Source organism: Sulfitobacter sp. AS92 (genome assembly GCF_038900015.1).
Classification (GTDB): Bacteria; Pseudomonadota; Alphaproteobacteria; order Rhodobacterales; family Rhodobacteraceae; genus Sulfitobacter.
In genome coordinates this window covers 39,377-52,801 of record NZ_JBBMQL010000005.1, presented here as the reverse complement: position 1 = coordinate 52,801, position 13,425 = coordinate 39,377, and the positions used below count along the sequence as shown (strand labels likewise).

Genomic DNA, 13,425 nt, shown 5'->3' with positions numbered 1-13,425 from the left:
GCCCTCACTCGCAAGGTTGACTTCCCCGCGCGGCCTTGCTCAATCAGCGACATGATAGCCATGCTCCCCTTCCCCGATATCACGCCGGAAATTTTTTCGGTTAACCTGTTTGGTGCCACCTTCGCGCTAAGGTGGTATGCGCTCGCCTATATCGTGGGCATTCTGCTGGGCTGGCGTGTCGCCACTGCGGCAATCAAACGGCCAACCCTATGGAAGAATGACATGCCCGTCATGAAGCCCGGTCAGGTCGAAGACCTGCTGTTTTGGGTGATCCTTGGCGTGATCCTCGGTGGGCGGTTGGGCTATGTGCTGTTTTATCAACCGGCCTATTACCTGTCGAACCCCGCCGCCATTTTGCAACTGTGGGAAGGCGGCATGTCTTTCCACGGCGGTGCGCTTGGAGTCATCTTGGCGGGGCTTTTTTATACATGGAAGCATCGCATCCCCGTAATCTCGACCGGGGATATGGTCTGTTTGGGGCTGGCGCCGGGGCTGTTTCTGGGGCGGCTGGCGAATTTCATCAACGCCGAGCTTTGGGGGCGCCCGACCGATCTGCCTTGGGGCGTCGCATTTCCAGGTGAGGCAGCGCAGTTCTGCCCTGACGTGGCCGGTATCTGCGCGCGCCACCCCTCGCAGCTTTATGAGGCGCTGCTGGAAGGGCTGCTGCTGGGCGGCGTGCTGATCTGGATGGCATGGAAGCGCGGCGCGCTGAAAATGCCGGGGCTGATCGGCGGCACCTTCCTTGCAGGCTATGGCGCCGCACGTTTCGCGGTAGAGTTCCTGCGCCAACCCGATGCGCAATTCGTGACGCCGGGCAACCCGCTGGGGCTGGCGTGGCATATCGGTGGCTGGGGTCTGACCATGGGGCAAATCCTGTCGCTGCCGATGATCGCCGTAGGCATCTTTCTTATCATCCGGGCGCGGCGGCAGGCATGAGCCTGAAGGACCATCTGCTGGCCCGGATCGCGCATGAAGGACCGATGCGGCTGGACGACTATATGCACTCGTGCCTGCTGCATCCAGACTGGGGTTATTACACGACGCGCGTGCCCTTTGGTGTGCAGGGGGATTTCACTACCGCGCCGGAGATCAGCCAGATGTTTGGGGAGTTAATCGGCCTCTCGCTGGCGCAAAGCTGGTTGGACCAAGGTGCGCCTGCACCCTTCACGCTGGCCGAAATTGGGCCGGGGCGCGGCACGCTGATGGCCGATGTGTTGCGTGCCTGCGCGCGCGTGCCGGGGTTTCTGGCTGCAGCACAGGTAAGGTTGATCGAAGCCTCCCCCGCCTTGCGCGACTTGCAACGCCAGACCCTTAAGGGGTTTGAGGTCACTTGGCATGAAACCGTGACGGAATTGCCGGACGTGCCGCTGTTCCTAATTGCCAACGAATTTTTCGACGCGCTGCCGATCCGCCAATTCCTCCGCCAAGGTGCTGGCTGGGCTGAGCGGCGCATCGGGGCGGCGGAAAACGGCCTTTGCTTTGGACTTGCCCCGGTCGCACCACATCCAGTCCTTGCGCATCGGTTAGAGGATACGAAGGATGGCGATTTGGTCGAGGTCTGCGCTCCGGCGAAAGAAATAATGCAAGAGATCGGCAATCGCATCGCACAACAGGGCGGTGCCGCGCTGATCATCGACTATGGCGACTGGCGCGCGCTCGGCGATACGCTGCAAGCGATGGAAAACCACGCCCCCGCCGATCCGCTGGCCAACCCCGGCTGCGCCGATCTGACCGCCCATGTCGATTTCGAAGCGCTCGCCCTTGCGTGCCCCTGTCAATACAGCCGTCTGGTCACGCAAGGTGTCTTTCTAGAGCGTTTGGGCATCACGGCCCGGGCGCAGAAATTGGCCGAGCCGCTCACTGGCGAAGCCCTTAACAGCCACATTGCCGCACATCGACGGTTGACGCACCCGGCGGAAATGGGAAACCTGTTCAAAGTTATGGGGCTCTATCCAAAGGGTCAGACCCCGCCTCCGGGAACAGAAATATGACGCTCGAAATTCTCACCTCAGACGCGCTTGCCCCCCTGCGGCACGGTTTTTTCACCCGGCGCGGGGGCGCGTCGTCGGGTGTCTTTTCCGGGCTTAACTGCGGCAGCGGCAGTTCTGACCAATCCGAAATTGTGCGCATTAACCGCACCCGCGCGGCCGAGGCGATGGGCCTGCCTGCCGATCATCTGGTGGGCGTGCATCAGGTGCATTCTGCCACGGTCGTCACCGTTACAGAGCCACGCGATGACAAACCCCGCGCCGACGCGCTGGTGACCAAGACACCGGGGATTGCGCTGTCGATCCTGACCGCAGATTGCCAGCCGGTGCTTTTTGCAGATGCGCAAGCTGGTGTGGTGGGCGCAGCCCACGCAGGCTGGCGCGGCGCGCTTGATGGGATTCTTGAGGCGACTGTCGACGCGATGGTTAATCTGGGAGCCACGCGCGAAAAAATCACGGCGGTCATCGGCCCCTCCATCAGCCAGCGTGCCTATGAAGTTGGGCCAGAGTTTCTCGACAACTTTATGAACGCCGACCCCGAATTCGCCCGCTATTTTGCCCAAGGTGAAGGTGACCGGCTGCATTTCGATCTGCCGGGCTTTGGCTTGAACCGTCTGCGCGCGGCGGGCGTGGGCCATGCGGAATGGACGCGGCACTGCACCTATGCTGATCCGGCGCGATTCTATTCCTATCGCCGCACGACCCACGCCAAAGAAGCAGATTACGGGCGCTTGCTGTCGGCGATCACGCTCTGAACGGGGCGGGATTGGGGCAAAGCCCGTCCGCTTTACGCCCTATTGCTTTGGAAAATTGCGAAACAGTTGCCGCAAATTAAGCGCACTGTTGATCATAAATCCAGTAACTCCCTGAAATAAAGAACCTTTCGAAATGTGGCGAGCGCGCCCCAAAGTCCCTCGCTCTGCCCGGGATTTTCCGTAAGTTTTTCCTTTACCGTCAAAAACCGGCCCGATTGCCCTGCGATAGTGATCACCAAGCAAAGATGCCTGCGTGACCCGAGAGGAACAGAGCTATGAAAAAGAACCCGCGTTTCATCAAGTCCATCGTCGAGACTGCCGCCAAGACCGACACGGTCATGCCGTGGGCCCGCGGTGCACGTCGCGCTGCCTTTATCGCCAAGCGCGCAGGTGCCGCCCCGGTCCGCAAAAGCGCCTGATAGGTTTCCCCCGGCACCGCCAGCGCCAAAGCGCCCGGTGCAACAGACCGCCCCTCGGTACGTTGATTCGTGCCGGGGGCGTTTTCATTTAAATGTGGCAAGCAACCTCCCCTTGTCGGAAACAGAACCTTGGTTTTAGTCAAAATTGGCTTGGAATAAGTCGTTAATGTTCTGGATACTTTGACAATCCATGCCAGACGTGGCGATTTGACTGTCAGACCGCGTCATCTAATACCGAGGTACAGCTGCTTGATGTCAGCGATGCCGGATGCGGCGGACCGATAAGAGGTTTAGAATGACACTGACCGCCGCCACCGATCACGGCAGCCCCACGTCCGAACCGCTGCGCACCTACGAAGTTGCCGCACTGCGGGCCGACGGCTCGCTTTATATCGGTCAGGACAATGCGCCCGCATTGCCGCTTTTTGAAGCAGCCTTTGCCGCCTTTGCCCGTGGGACGTTGATCCAGACCGTGCAGGGTGACATCGCCATCGAGGATCTGCAGCCCGGCGACATAATAAACACTTCGTCGGGAGAGCCTGCCCAGCTGATCTGGATCGGGTCGAGCAATTTTATCCCCGCTGATACCGGGCGGCGCCTGCCGCTGATCCGCATCATGCCCGACAGTTTCGGAGAGGGACGGCCCAGTTCATTCCTAACTGTTGGCCCTGCCGCGCGGGTATTGCATACGCCACACCATCTGCGCGCAGAGGCGGGCGGCACCCGTCTGCTGGCGCCGGTACGTGAGTTTGTGGATGGGGTGAATGTAATCGAAGTGGCCCCGCCGACCCCGGTGCGCCTGTTTCACATTTGCCTGTCCCGCCATGCGGCGATCAAAGCTGGTGGATTGGAGATGGAAACTTTTCACCCCGGCGCACAGGCGCTGCGCGACGCCACGCACAACCTGCGTGATCGCTTTCTATCAATGTTTCCACAGATTGGTCATGCGACAGACTTCGGCCCGCTCGCCCATCCCCGCGCGCCTGACACACCAGCCGAGGGTGTGACCGGCTGAGTTAAGGCGCGGTAGAAAGCCGCGCTTCAAGCACGTCGAAAGGCACACCGGGATCATCTTTTGCGCCACGGATCACGAGACTGGTCTTCACGCTTTCCACATTTGGCGTGGTCAGCAATTGCCCGGTTAGGAAGCTCTGAAAGCTCGACAAGTCAGGTGCCACGCATTTCAGGATGAAATCAACCTCGCCGTTGAGCATATGGCACTCGCGCACCAGCGGCCAACCACGACACTTTTCTTCAAATGCGCTGAGATCAGCCTCGGCCTGACTGGCCAGTCCGACCATGGCGAAAACCTGAACTTCAAAGCCCAACTCGCGGGCATCGACATCGGCGTGATAACCTTTGATATAGCCCTGTTCTTCCAACGTGCGGACCCGGCGCAAACAAGGCGGTGCAGAGATACCGACACGTTTGGCCAGCTCGACATTCGTCATCCGACCATCCGTTTGCAGTTCGGCCAAGATCATCCGGTCAATCGGATCTAGTCGTGTGCCTGCCATATCGCCCTCAATGATTTTCGATTCTTATAGCAGCCTGCGGCCTACACGCAATAAAGTTTCACACAAGCGCAATATCCTTTGTCACCGACAACGGCCAGATCTGGTTGCGCCCCTCACATAGACGTATGGCGCATCGGCGACGGCAGGGGTTTAACGGCTCCCCCGCTACCGCTATATGAAGCGGGCAATATCAATGACAGCCCGGGGGCGCCAGATGGCCGAGACACGTAAAACCAAGGTACTGATCATCGGCTCCGGCCCTGCGGGCTATACCGCTGGTGTCTACGCAAGCCGCGCGATGCTTGAGCCGATCCTCGTGCAAGGGATCGAACCCGGCGGCCAGCTGACCACGACGACAGAGGTTGAGAACTGGCCAGGCGACAGCGAGGTTCAGGGCCCTGACCTGATGATCCGCATGCAAGAACACGCCAAAGCAATGGGCACCGAGATCATCGGCGACATCATCACTGATCTGGATCTGAGCAGCCGCCCCTTCCATGCCAAAGGCGACAGCGGCACCACCTATGTGGCCGACGCTGTGATCCTTGCCACCGGCGCCCGCGCCAAGTGGTTGGGGCTGGAGTCGGAAGAGAAGTTCAAAGGTTTCGGCGTCTCGGCCTGCGCCACGTGCGACGGGTTCTTCTATCGCGGACAAGAGATCGTTGTGATCGGTGGCGGCAACACCGCTGTGGAAGAGGCGCTGTTCTTGACCAACTTCGCGTCCAAGGTGACCCTGATCCACCGCCGTGATGAGCTGCGTGCCGAGAAAATCCTGATCGACCGCCTGATGAAGAACCCCAAGATTGAACCGTTGTGGTTCCACCAACTGGACGAAGTCTATGGCACCGACAGCCCTCTGGGCGTCGAAGGCGTGAAGGTAAAACACGTCAAAACGGGCGAGATCACGGACATCCCCGCCAAGGGCGTCTTTGTGGCCATCGGCCACGCGCCGTCCAACGAATTGGTCAAGGACACGCTGGAAACCCATATGGGCGGCTATGTCGTGACCAAGCCTGACAGCACAGAAACCTCCATCCCCGGCGTCTTTGCTGCGGGTGATCTGACCGACCACAAATACCGCCAAGCCGTCACAAGTGCGGGCATGGGCTGCATGGCGGCGCTGGAAGCTGAGCGTTTCCTGGCCGAAGTAGGCGATGATGAGGGCAAAGACACCTCCCTGCCGTTGGGCTACGGCGTTGAGGTCAAGGAAGATGTTTAACGCGCAATAGGCTGCGGCGGAGATCATTCTGGTTTCTGCCACAGCCTAAATCCCGTATTGCGTGAAGTCTTAACATTATGAGATTTCGGCCTTTAACGGGATGTCGTGGCCCCGTTCTATAGACAAACCACGCCTTTTAAAGCTATGGCGGCCCAAACCGAAGCCGCCTCTTCTTGATGAAAAGTGATAGATATGATGACCAGCAACCTGACGCCGATCCCCGAACTCTACGTCTCCTACGAGTCTTCGCAGAAGCTGAAAGTAGAGGCGGGCAATCTCTTGAGCCTCGACCTCACCCCGCGTCAGATCTGCGATCTGGAACTGTTGATGAACGGCGGCTTTAATCCGCTGAAAGGTTTCCTGACCGAAGACGACTATAACGGCGTGGTTGAAAACATGCGCTTGGCGGATGGCACGCTCTGGCCAATGCCGATCAACCTCGACGTCAGCGATACCTTCGCCGAGAAGCTGGAACTGGGTCAAGACATTGCCCTGCGCGATCAGGAAGGCGTGATCCTTGCGACCATGACCGTCACCGACCGCTGGACGCCGAACAAAGCGCGTGAGGCTGAGAAGGTCTTTGGCGCCGATGATGATGCGCACCCGGCGGTGAACTACCTGCATAATCAGGCGGGCAATGTGTACCTCGGCGGCCCCGTGACCGGCATCCAGCAGCCTGTGCATTACGATTTCCGAGGCCGCCGCGATACGCCGAACGAGTTGCGCGCCTATTTCCGCAAACTTGGCTGGCGTCGTGTTGTGGCCTTCCAGACGCGCAACCCGCTGCACCGCGCGCATCAGGAACTGACCTTCCGCGCCGCGCGTGAAGCGCAGGCCAACCTGCTGATCCATCCGGTCGTGGGCCTGACCAAACCGGGCGATGTTGATCATTTCACCCGCGTGCGCTGTTATGAGGCCGTGCTCGACAAATACCCGGCGGCCACCACCTCCATGAGCCTCTTGAACCTCGCCATGCGCATGGCGGGCCCGCGTGAGGCCGTGTGGCACGGATTGATCCGCAAGAACCACGGCTGCACCCACTTCATCGTTGGCCGCGATCACGCTGGCCCCGGCAAGAATTCCGCCGGTGACGATTTCTATGGCCCCTATGATGCGCAGGACCTGTTCCGCGAACATCAGGAAGAAATGGGCATCGAAATGGTCGATTTCAAACACATGGTCTGGGTGCAAGAACGTGCCCAATACGAGGCCATGGATGAGATTGAAGACAAAGAGAACGTTACCATCCTGAACATCTCGGGCACCGAATTGCGCCGCCGCCTGCGCGAAGGTCTTGAGATCCCTGAGTGGTTCTCCTTCCCCGAGGTGGTCAAGGAACTGCGCCGCACCTCGCCGCCGCGTTCCGAGCAGGGTTTCACCGTCTTCTTCACCGGTTTTTCGGGCTCTGGTAAATCCACCATCGCGAACGCGCTGATGGTTAAGCTGATGGAAATGGGTGGTCGCCCTGTGACGCTGCTGGACGGTGACATCGTGCGGAAAAACCTCAGCTCCGAGCTGGGCTTCTCGAAAGAGCACCGCGACCTGAACATCCGCCGTATCGGCTATGTCGCGTCAGAGATTACCAAGAACGGCGGCATCGCCATCTGCGCGCCGATCGCGCCCTATGCCACCACCCGTCGCGCCGTGCGTGAGGATGTGGAAGGCTTTGGCGCGTTTGTCGAAGTGCATGTTGCAACTTCGATCGAGGAATGCGAACGCCGTGACCGCAAAGGCCTTTATAAGCTGGCGCGCGAAGGCAAGATCAAAGAGTTCACCGGCATCTCCGACCCCTACGATGTGCCGCAGAACGCTGAACTGGTGCTTGAAACCGAGAATGTCGATGTAGACAACTGCGCGCATCAGGTGCTCCTGAAGCTTGAGAACATGGGGCTGATCGCGGGTTAAACCGAGTTGCCCATTGAGACGACCACGCAGCCCCCCGGGGCTGCGTTTTACGTTTGGCCTATGCTGTTTCAGGCATAAAGACTTGACCAGACATTACCACGCGGCCCTGCCCCGCCACACGCACGCCCGTGATCGCCTCGCGCGGGCCGAGCACTTCAACCTCGGCCCTGCCGGGGCGGCCCATGAGGTGTCCTTGCTCTGCCACGAAAGCCGGGCTGTCTATCAAACCGCGCGCCCAGAGATAGGCCGCCATGGCACCTGTGGCTGATCCGGTGAAAGGGTCTTCGGCGGGGCTCGGTGGGGCCAATAGAAGCCGTGCATAGGTATCTCCCGCGGAGGTGGCTCCGTCGAGGGTCACCCAAAAGGGCTCCATCATGTCGCTGTCTTGCCCTAAATGGCGATTGTAGTTGGCCAGCGCTTCTGTATCGAGGGTCAGCGCCTCTAACGCCGCGCGGCTGCGCAAGACAGTGATGCAAAAAGGCAACCCGGTCGAGACCACCTGCGGCTGGCCGACAATTTCGTCAGCCTTCAAACCGCCCACCCGCGCGACGAGATCGACAGGCACTTCGGGGCCAAACTGGGGGGCGATCTGCGTCATCGCGATCTGCGCGCCCCGTAGTTCCACCTGGACAATGCCCGCCCCCGTTTCCAACCTTAGCAACCCTTCGCCGATCAATCCGCGATGGCGCAGTGCTGCCACGGTGGCGATGGTCGGGTGTCCTGCAAAGGGTATCTCGCGGCAGGCGAGGTAATATTTCACCTTGAAGTCAGCGACCTCGGATGGCCCCGTGAACGTACACTCCACCAAAGATGTCTCACGCACATAGGCCATGCAAAGCGCATCAGAAAGCACCGCCCCGCCGTGCACCACGGCACAACCGTTGCCGCCAAAGACCTGATCCGTGAAAGCATCTACCCAGTCGAAATCGAAATTCAAAAGCCCGCTCCCAATAAAAAAGGCCGCAGCGGACTGCGGCCTTGCATCGGGCTTAGATTACCCTCGCCGTCTATGGCGTCAATGCACCATAACCGGACGGTAGTCGTGTTCACGCGCCAACGAAAACGCGAGTTTCTGGTCGCCAACAAGCGCCAATTGCTGCCCTTCGGCGTCGTGGACCGCATAGAGAAGTTCAAGCCCCTCTACCTGATCGCGCACTTCGCGCGGCAGATCGGCGACAGCGATGGTTTTGACATAGACCATACGGTCATTTCCGTGGGTGATTGCGTCTTGCATGATGTTACCCCTTCTTGATCTTGATGGTTTGAACCACCGTTTCAGGCTTGGCACGAGTTAGATCCACATGAAGCAGACCATTCTCCATTACGGCTTCACCCACATCGACCCCATCGGCCAGAACGAACGAGCGCTGAAATTGTCGCGCAGCGATGCCGCGGTGCAGAAACACCCGATCTTCGCCTTCGTCAGACTGACGCCCACGGATCACGAGCTGTCTATCCTCAACGGTTATCGAGAGATCCTGTTCCGAAAAACCCGCAACGGCAAGTGTGATCCGATAGCTAAAGTCCGAGGTTTGTTCGATGTTAAACGGCGGATAACCTTCGTTTCCGGCTTTGGCGCTGCGTTCGAGCACCCGTTCCAATTGTTCAAACCCAAGCATATGTGGGTAAGAGGCAAGCGTTAGTTTCGTCATGCGACACGTCCTTATCAGGTCAAGCGACAGTGTTTCACAGGCCCCGCAACCGGCAGCCCGTTGTCTAGAATATGGGGGGGCTTTCTTGCCTGCGCAAGGGCTATGCCAAATGATCTCAAGCGCTTATATTCAAGGTTCAGTTGCCCAACGGAATCACCCAACCATGAATGCCCCTACCGATCTGTCGATGAAAACGGACGAAGTGCTGCGTGTCGAACTTGAAGTCTTCCGACGGGAACATCGCGATCTGGATGACGCCATCCATGCGCTCGTTGAAAAAGGAACTGGCGATCAACTGACCCTGCAACGGCTGAAAAAACGCAAGCTGCGGCTCAAGGATCTCATCGCCCAGATCGAAGACCGCCTGACCCCCGATATCATCGCCTAACCCATTATCCGTTTGGTCCGCGGCAATCGACGTTGCCACATGGGCCGGGATGGGTATAGTGCGCGCTCTGATCCACCAAGAGAAGGCCCTGCGCAATGACCACGCCCCCGGTTGGCATCATCATGGGGTCCCAGTCCGACTGGGCCACCATGCGCGAAGCAGCAACCCTGCTGGAAGAGCTTAACATCCCCTTTGAGGCGCGCATCGTATCTGCGCATCGCACGCCTGACCGGCTGTGGGAATACGGCAAAACGGCGGTCGACCGTGGTCTGCAAGTGATCATCGCGGGCGCTGGCGGTGCGGCGCATCTGCCCGGGATGATGGCCTCAAAAACCCGCGTGCCGGTGATTGGCGTGCCAGTGCAGACCAAGGCGCTGTCGGGTGTGGATTCCCTTTATTCCATCCTACAGATGCCGCGTGGCTTTCCTGTGGCGACGATGGCAATCGGCGCGGCGGGTGCCGCCAACGCAGCCTTGATGGCGGCAGGTATCCTAGCGTTACAAGACGCGGAACTGGCGAAGCGGCTCGACGATTGGCGCGAGGCGCTCAGCGCATCGATCCCCGAGGTGCCGCATGACTGAGCCGCTGCAAACCGGCGCCACCATCGGCATTATGGGCGGCGGTCAGCTGGGCCGGATGCTGTCTGTCGCCGCTGCCCGCTTGGGCTTTCGCACCCATATTTTTGAGCCGGGTGCCAACCCGCCCGCCGCCGATGTGGCCCTTGCTGTGACCACCGCAGGTTATGACGACCACAAAGCGCTAGAGGCTTTCGCCCGCGCCTGTGACATCGTGACCTTCGAGTTTGAGAACATCCCCACGGAGGCGCTCGACGTGGTCGAGGCAATCACCCCGCTCCGTCCGGGCCGCGAAGCGCTGCGGATTTCGCAGGACCGACTGACCGAGAAGACCTTCCTCGGCGACCTCGGCCTGAAGGTGGCCCCCTTCGCCGATGTCTCTGACGCTGCAACGTTGAAAGCCGCTGTAGCGCAAATCGGCACGCCCGCGATCCTCAAGACCCGGCGTTTCGGCTATGACGGCAAGGGCCAAGCGCGGCTGAAAGACGATACTGATCTCGACGCCGCATGGGCCGAAATGAACGGCGCGCCGTCCGTGCTCGAAGGGTTCGTGAACTTCAGCGCCGAAATCTCCGTCATCGCCGCGCGCAGCGTCACGGGCGAAGTCGCCTGTTTCGATCCCGGTGAGAACGTCCACCGCGATGGCATCCTGCACACCACCACCGTCCCAGCAATGATCAGCAACGCGCAGCGCACCGATGCGGTCTTGCTCGCCGGTCGGGTGCTCAACGCGCTTGAGTATGTAGGCGTCATCGGGGTTGAGCTTTTCGTTACCCCGCAGGGGTTGATCGTGAATGAGATCGCGCCACGGGTGCATAACTCCGGCCATTGGACCCAGAACGGTTGTGCCATCGACCAGTTCGAGCAGCACATCCGCGCCGTGGCTGGATGGCCCTTGGGCGATGGTCAGCGCCATGCGGATGTGGTGATGACCAACCTCATCGGCGATGACATGGCCCGCGTGCCCGAGCTTGCTCGCGCCCGTGATACGGCGCTGCATCTCTATGGCAAGGCCGAGGTGAAGCCGGGTCGCAAGATGGGCCATGTGAACCAGATCATCCGCGATTGAGTTCAGGCGACGAAACGCTCTGCAATCGCCCCTGACATAAAGCTCACCCGCCCCGCCACGAAAGTGGCGGCGACACGGCCCGTGGCCTTGTCCAGCACAACGAAATCAGCGCGTTTGCCTGGCGCCAGCGTGCCACGATCCGAAAGCCCCAGCACCTCCGCCGGCCAGGATGAGACCAACGCCCATGCGGCTGCGATGTCCAGTAGCCCACTCTGCGGCAGCATCAACGCGGCACGGCGCGGCGACGGGTAATGGTAGTCTGACGCCAAAGCATGGCACAGCCCCATGCTGAGCAAGTCCAGCGCCGAGAGGTTGCCGTTATGCGACCCGCCACGCACCACATTCGGCGCGCCCATGATCACCGCATCCCCTGCCGCATGCGCGGCCTCGGCAGCCTCCTGAGTCTCAGGGAATTCGGCCAACGTCACCCCCCGCGCCCGCCATAAGGCGCGGCCCTCTGCGGTCTGGTCGTCATGGCTGCCCATCTTCACCCCACGCTGCGCCAGGTCTGCGCAAAGGCGATCCAACGCCGCTGGCACCTCATCGCGCCGCGCGTGCATCTCTTGCATCTGCGCCAAATGGCTCTCAGGGCTGCGCCCGGCCTTAAGCGCTTGCCCCACCAGCCGCTTGGGCATTTTGCCCTGCGCCAAACGGTCATGCGGCAGGTGATCGTTAAAAACCACATAGCCCACCCCCCAATCCGCGATCCGTTGCGGCAGGCTGTCATAGAGGTCGAGCATATGGGTCTCAAACCGCAGTTGGGGGCGTATATCGGTAACCAATTGGGGCGCGGTGTCGCGAATGCCGGTTAACACCTGATCGGCAAACGCCAGCCCCCGCAGCCCGCCTTCCCAACTGACGAATTGCGCCAAAATCGCTGTCGTTATCCCATTGGCTGCCAACTCCGCTTCCGCCGCGACCAGCCCCTCGGAGAGTTGCTTCATCGCCCCCCGGCGCGGAGCCAGATGCCGCTCGAACGCATCGCCGTGAAGGTCAACAATCCCTGGAAGCACCTGGAAACCAGTCAGATCGACACGCCGACCCACCGGGGCTTCGCGGATCAACCCTTCGGAAAAGGACAGCGGCGCGCGGCTCAGCCCTTCGGGGTGTAGAACGTCTGCGTTAATCAAATCAAGGTTTGGCATCGGTCCCTCCCATCCCCAGCAGGCACCCCCCTTCGGGGCAGCCAATCGCATTCAATACGCCATCGATAAAGGTCATCGAACGGTCAAAGCTGCCGGTTTTCAGGAAGGCCATGGTCTGCGCAATCACACGCGGGTTGTTCATCATAAAAGTATGGGTCACGGGCAAAACGATATGCTCTTTCATGCCCGCCACACGCGTGGATGCGACAGAGACTTTCCCATCGTCCGGTCCAGGCAGTAGACTTGAAAAATATGGATTTAGCGACTGCGAGCCAGCGATCACCCCCAGTTCGAACGGCACGGGTGGCAATTGGTTTGGCAAGGCTTCATCGCCGGTACCGATCTCGGCCCCCGCGGGGCCGTTCAGCCATTCAAACGCGGGGTTTTCGACCAGTTCGTCCACCACCTCGCTGCCATGGTTGGGCGGCCCCAGCATCACCACCCGGCCCACCCGATCAGCTCCGGCCTCTGCCACCCATTTGCGCACCAATATGCCACCCATGGAATGGGTGACGAAATCAATCCGCGCAGTTCCGCAGGCAGCTATCGCACGCGGCAGGGTTTGCTTCGTCAAATCAGCGATATTGGCCTCGGTCGAGGGGTAGCCGGGACGTACCACACGGTACCCTTCGGCAGCCAAGGCGGCCTCCATTACGGCGAAAGACGTTTCGGTCCGCGCCAAACCATGCAGCAATACAACACAGCGACCTGCAGCAGTTTCAGCCTTGGCAGGCTGCGGCAGCGCCAACCAAAACGCGGCAAAAATCAGGGAAAGGCTTTTCATCATGCTCTC

General features: G+C 60.1%; 16 protein-coding genes. 10 read left to right on the top strand and 6 right to left on the bottom strand.

Annotated features, from left to right (window positions below):
- Positions 1-51 precede the first annotated feature (51 nt).
- The 5 genes from lgt (at position 52) to WNY61_RS10940 (ending at position 4,177) form a co-directional block, all read left to right on the top strand.
- Positions 52-936, top strand: a complete 885-nt coding sequence (gene lgt / locus WNY61_RS10960; RefSeq protein ID WP_342851483.1) for a prolipoprotein diacylglyceryl transferase — start codon at positions 52-54, stop codon at positions 934-936.
- Entirely contained in the window at positions 933-1,991 is a 1,059-nt protein-coding gene (locus WNY61_RS10955) for an SAM-dependent methyltransferase (RefSeq protein ID WP_342851482.1), read from the top strand. The genes lgt and WNY61_RS10955 overlap by 4 nt, the downstream gene beginning before the upstream one ends.
- Positions 1,988-2,743, top strand: a complete 756-nt coding sequence (pgeF, locus tag WNY61_RS10950; RefSeq protein ID WP_342851481.1) for a peptidoglycan editing factor PgeF — start codon at positions 1,988-1,990, stop codon at positions 2,741-2,743. Before WNY61_RS10955 ends, pgeF begins: the two co-directional genes overlap by 4 nt.
- Positions 2,744-3,018: 275 nt before the next feature.
- Positions 3,019-3,162 (top strand): hypothetical protein, encoded by a 144-nt coding sequence (locus tag WNY61_RS10945; protein WP_165481274.1) that lies wholly within the window; start codon positions 3,019-3,021, stop codon positions 3,160-3,162.
- Between the two features lie 295 nt (positions 3,163-3,457).
- Positions 3,458-4,177, top strand: a complete 720-nt coding sequence (locus WNY61_RS10940) for a Hint domain-containing protein (protein ID WP_342851480.1) — start codon at positions 3,458-3,460, stop codon at positions 4,175-4,177.
- Between the two features lies 1 nt (position 4,178).
- On the opposite strand, the gene WNY61_RS10935 is transcribed toward WNY61_RS10940, so the two are convergent.
- Complete coding sequence (locus tag WNY61_RS10935; RefSeq protein WP_342851479.1) at positions 4,179-4,679, bottom strand: Lrp/AsnC family transcriptional regulator; 501 nt, start codon at positions 4,677-4,679, stop codon at positions 4,179-4,181.
- A 214-nt stretch (positions 4,680-4,893) separates the two neighbouring features.
- Here WNY61_RS10935 and trxB point away from each other — a divergent pair, with 214 nt between their 5' ends.
- Both trxB and WNY61_RS10925 read left to right on the top strand, forming a co-directional pair.
- A complete protein-coding gene (gene trxB / locus WNY61_RS10930) occupies positions 4,894-5,898 on the top strand; it encodes a thioredoxin-disulfide reductase (RefSeq protein WP_342851478.1) in 1,005 nt (334 codons plus the stop codon).
- Positions 5,899-6,090: 192 nt separating this feature from the next.
- The gene (locus WNY61_RS10925) at positions 6,091-7,803 is read left to right on the top strand and encodes a bifunctional sulfate adenylyltransferase/adenylylsulfate kinase (protein ID WP_342851477.1); all 1,713 of its coding nucleotides are present in this window, start codon (positions 6,091-6,093) and stop codon (positions 7,801-7,803) included.
- Positions 7,804-7,861: 58 nt separating this feature from the next.
- Here WNY61_RS10925 and WNY61_RS10920 read toward each other — a convergent pair whose 3' ends face one another.
- The 3 genes from WNY61_RS10920 to WNY61_RS10910 all read right to left on the bottom strand — a co-directional run bounded on the left by WNY61_RS10920 (position 7,862) and on the right by WNY61_RS10910 (position 9,455).
- Entirely contained in the window at positions 7,862-8,740 is an 879-nt protein-coding gene (locus WNY61_RS10920) for a PhzF family phenazine biosynthesis protein (protein ID WP_342851476.1), read from the bottom strand.
- Positions 8,741-8,818: 78 nt separating this feature from the next.
- On the bottom strand, positions 8,819-9,037 hold the full coding sequence (locus WNY61_RS10915; RefSeq protein ID WP_342851475.1) for a DUF1150 family protein: 219 nt from the start codon (positions 9,035-9,037) through the stop codon (positions 8,819-8,821).
- A gap of 4 nt (positions 9,038-9,041) precedes the next feature.
- Positions 9,042-9,455 carry an Hsp20 family protein gene (locus WNY61_RS10910; RefSeq protein ID WP_342851474.1) on the bottom strand — a complete coding sequence of 138 codons (414 nt, stop codon included), beginning with the start codon at positions 9,453-9,455 and terminating at the stop codon, positions 9,042-9,044.
- A gap of 163 nt (positions 9,456-9,618) precedes the next feature.
- On the opposite strand from WNY61_RS10910, the gene WNY61_RS10905 reads away from it, so the two are divergent.
- The 3 genes from WNY61_RS10905 to WNY61_RS10895 all read left to right on the top strand — a co-directional run bounded on the left by WNY61_RS10905 (position 9,619) and on the right by WNY61_RS10895 (position 11,487).
- Positions 9,619-9,843 carry a DUF465 domain-containing protein gene (locus WNY61_RS10905; protein ID WP_007119020.1) on the top strand — a complete coding sequence of 75 codons (225 nt, stop codon included), beginning with the start codon at positions 9,619-9,621 and terminating at the stop codon, positions 9,841-9,843.
- Between the two features lie 95 nt (positions 9,844-9,938).
- Positions 9,939-10,424, top strand: a complete 486-nt coding sequence (gene purE / locus WNY61_RS10900) for a 5-(carboxyamino)imidazole ribonucleotide mutase (protein ID WP_342851473.1) — start codon at positions 9,939-9,941, stop codon at positions 10,422-10,424.
- Positions 10,417-11,487 carry a 5-(carboxyamino)imidazole ribonucleotide synthase gene (locus tag WNY61_RS10895; RefSeq protein WP_342851472.1) on the top strand — a complete coding sequence of 357 codons (1,071 nt, stop codon included), beginning with the start codon at positions 10,417-10,419 and terminating at the stop codon, positions 11,485-11,487. The genes purE and WNY61_RS10895 overlap by 8 nt, the downstream gene beginning before the upstream one ends.
- A gap of 2 nt (positions 11,488-11,489) precedes the next feature.
- On the opposite strand, the gene WNY61_RS10890 is transcribed toward WNY61_RS10895, so the two are convergent.
- Together WNY61_RS10890 and WNY61_RS10885 are read right to left on the bottom strand one after the other, a co-directional pair.
- On the bottom strand, positions 11,490-12,632 hold the full coding sequence (locus WNY61_RS10890; RefSeq protein WP_342851471.1) for an alpha-D-ribose 1-methylphosphonate 5-triphosphate diphosphatase: 1,143 nt from the start codon (positions 12,630-12,632) through the stop codon (positions 11,490-11,492).
- Positions 12,619-13,419: an alpha/beta fold hydrolase gene (locus WNY61_RS10885; protein ID WP_342851470.1), complete on the bottom strand. Its 801-nt coding sequence runs from the start codon at positions 13,417-13,419 to the stop codon at positions 12,619-12,621. Before WNY61_RS10885 ends, WNY61_RS10890 begins: the two co-directional genes overlap by 14 nt.
- Between the last annotated feature and the right edge of the window lie 6 nt (positions 13,420-13,425).

Coding starts and splice junctions, on each gene's coding strand:
- purE (WP_342851473.1), top strand. CDS start 9,939: ATGACCACGCCCCCGGTTGGCATCATCATGGGGTCCCAGTCCGACTGG.
- WNY61_RS10910 (WP_342851474.1), bottom strand. CDS start 9,455: ATGACGAAACTAACGCTTGCCTCTTACCCACATATGCTTGGGTTTGAA.
- WNY61_RS10895 (WP_342851472.1), top strand. CDS start 10,417: ATGACTGAGCCGCTGCAAACCGGCGCCACCATCGGCATTATGGGCGGC.
- WNY61_RS10905 (WP_007119020.1), top strand. CDS start 9,619: ATGAATGCCCCTACCGATCTGTCGATGAAAACGGACGAAGTGCTGCGT.
- WNY61_RS10940 (WP_342851480.1), top strand. CDS start 3,458: ATGACACTGACCGCCGCCACCGATCACGGCAGCCCCACGTCCGAACCG.
- WNY61_RS10885 (WP_342851470.1), bottom strand. CDS start 13,419: ATGATGAAAAGCCTTTCCCTGATTTTTGCCGCGTTTTGGTTGGCGCTG.
- lgt (WP_342851483.1), top strand. CDS start 52: ATGATAGCCATGCTCCCCTTCCCCGATATCACGCCGGAAATTTTTTCG.
- WNY61_RS10945 (WP_165481274.1), top strand. CDS start 3,019: ATGAAAAAGAACCCGCGTTTCATCAAGTCCATCGTCGAGACTGCCGCC.
- trxB (WP_342851478.1), top strand. CDS start 4,894: ATGGCCGAGACACGTAAAACCAAGGTACTGATCATCGGCTCCGGCCCT.
- WNY61_RS10925 (WP_342851477.1), top strand. CDS start 6,091: ATGATGACCAGCAACCTGACGCCGATCCCCGAACTCTACGTCTCCTAC.
- WNY61_RS10935 (WP_342851479.1), bottom strand. CDS start 4,679: ATGGCAGGCACACGACTAGATCCGATTGACCGGATGATCTTGGCCGAA.
- WNY61_RS10890 (WP_342851471.1), bottom strand. CDS start 12,632: ATGCCAAACCTTGATTTGATTAACGCAGACGTTCTACACCCCGAAGGG.
- pgeF (WP_342851481.1), top strand. CDS start 1,988: ATGACGCTCGAAATTCTCACCTCAGACGCGCTTGCCCCCCTGCGGCAC.
- WNY61_RS10915 (WP_342851475.1), bottom strand. CDS start 9,037: ATGCAAGACGCAATCACCCACGGAAATGACCGTATGGTCTATGTCAAA.
- WNY61_RS10955 (WP_342851482.1), top strand. CDS start 933: ATGAGCCTGAAGGACCATCTGCTGGCCCGGATCGCGCATGAAGGACCG.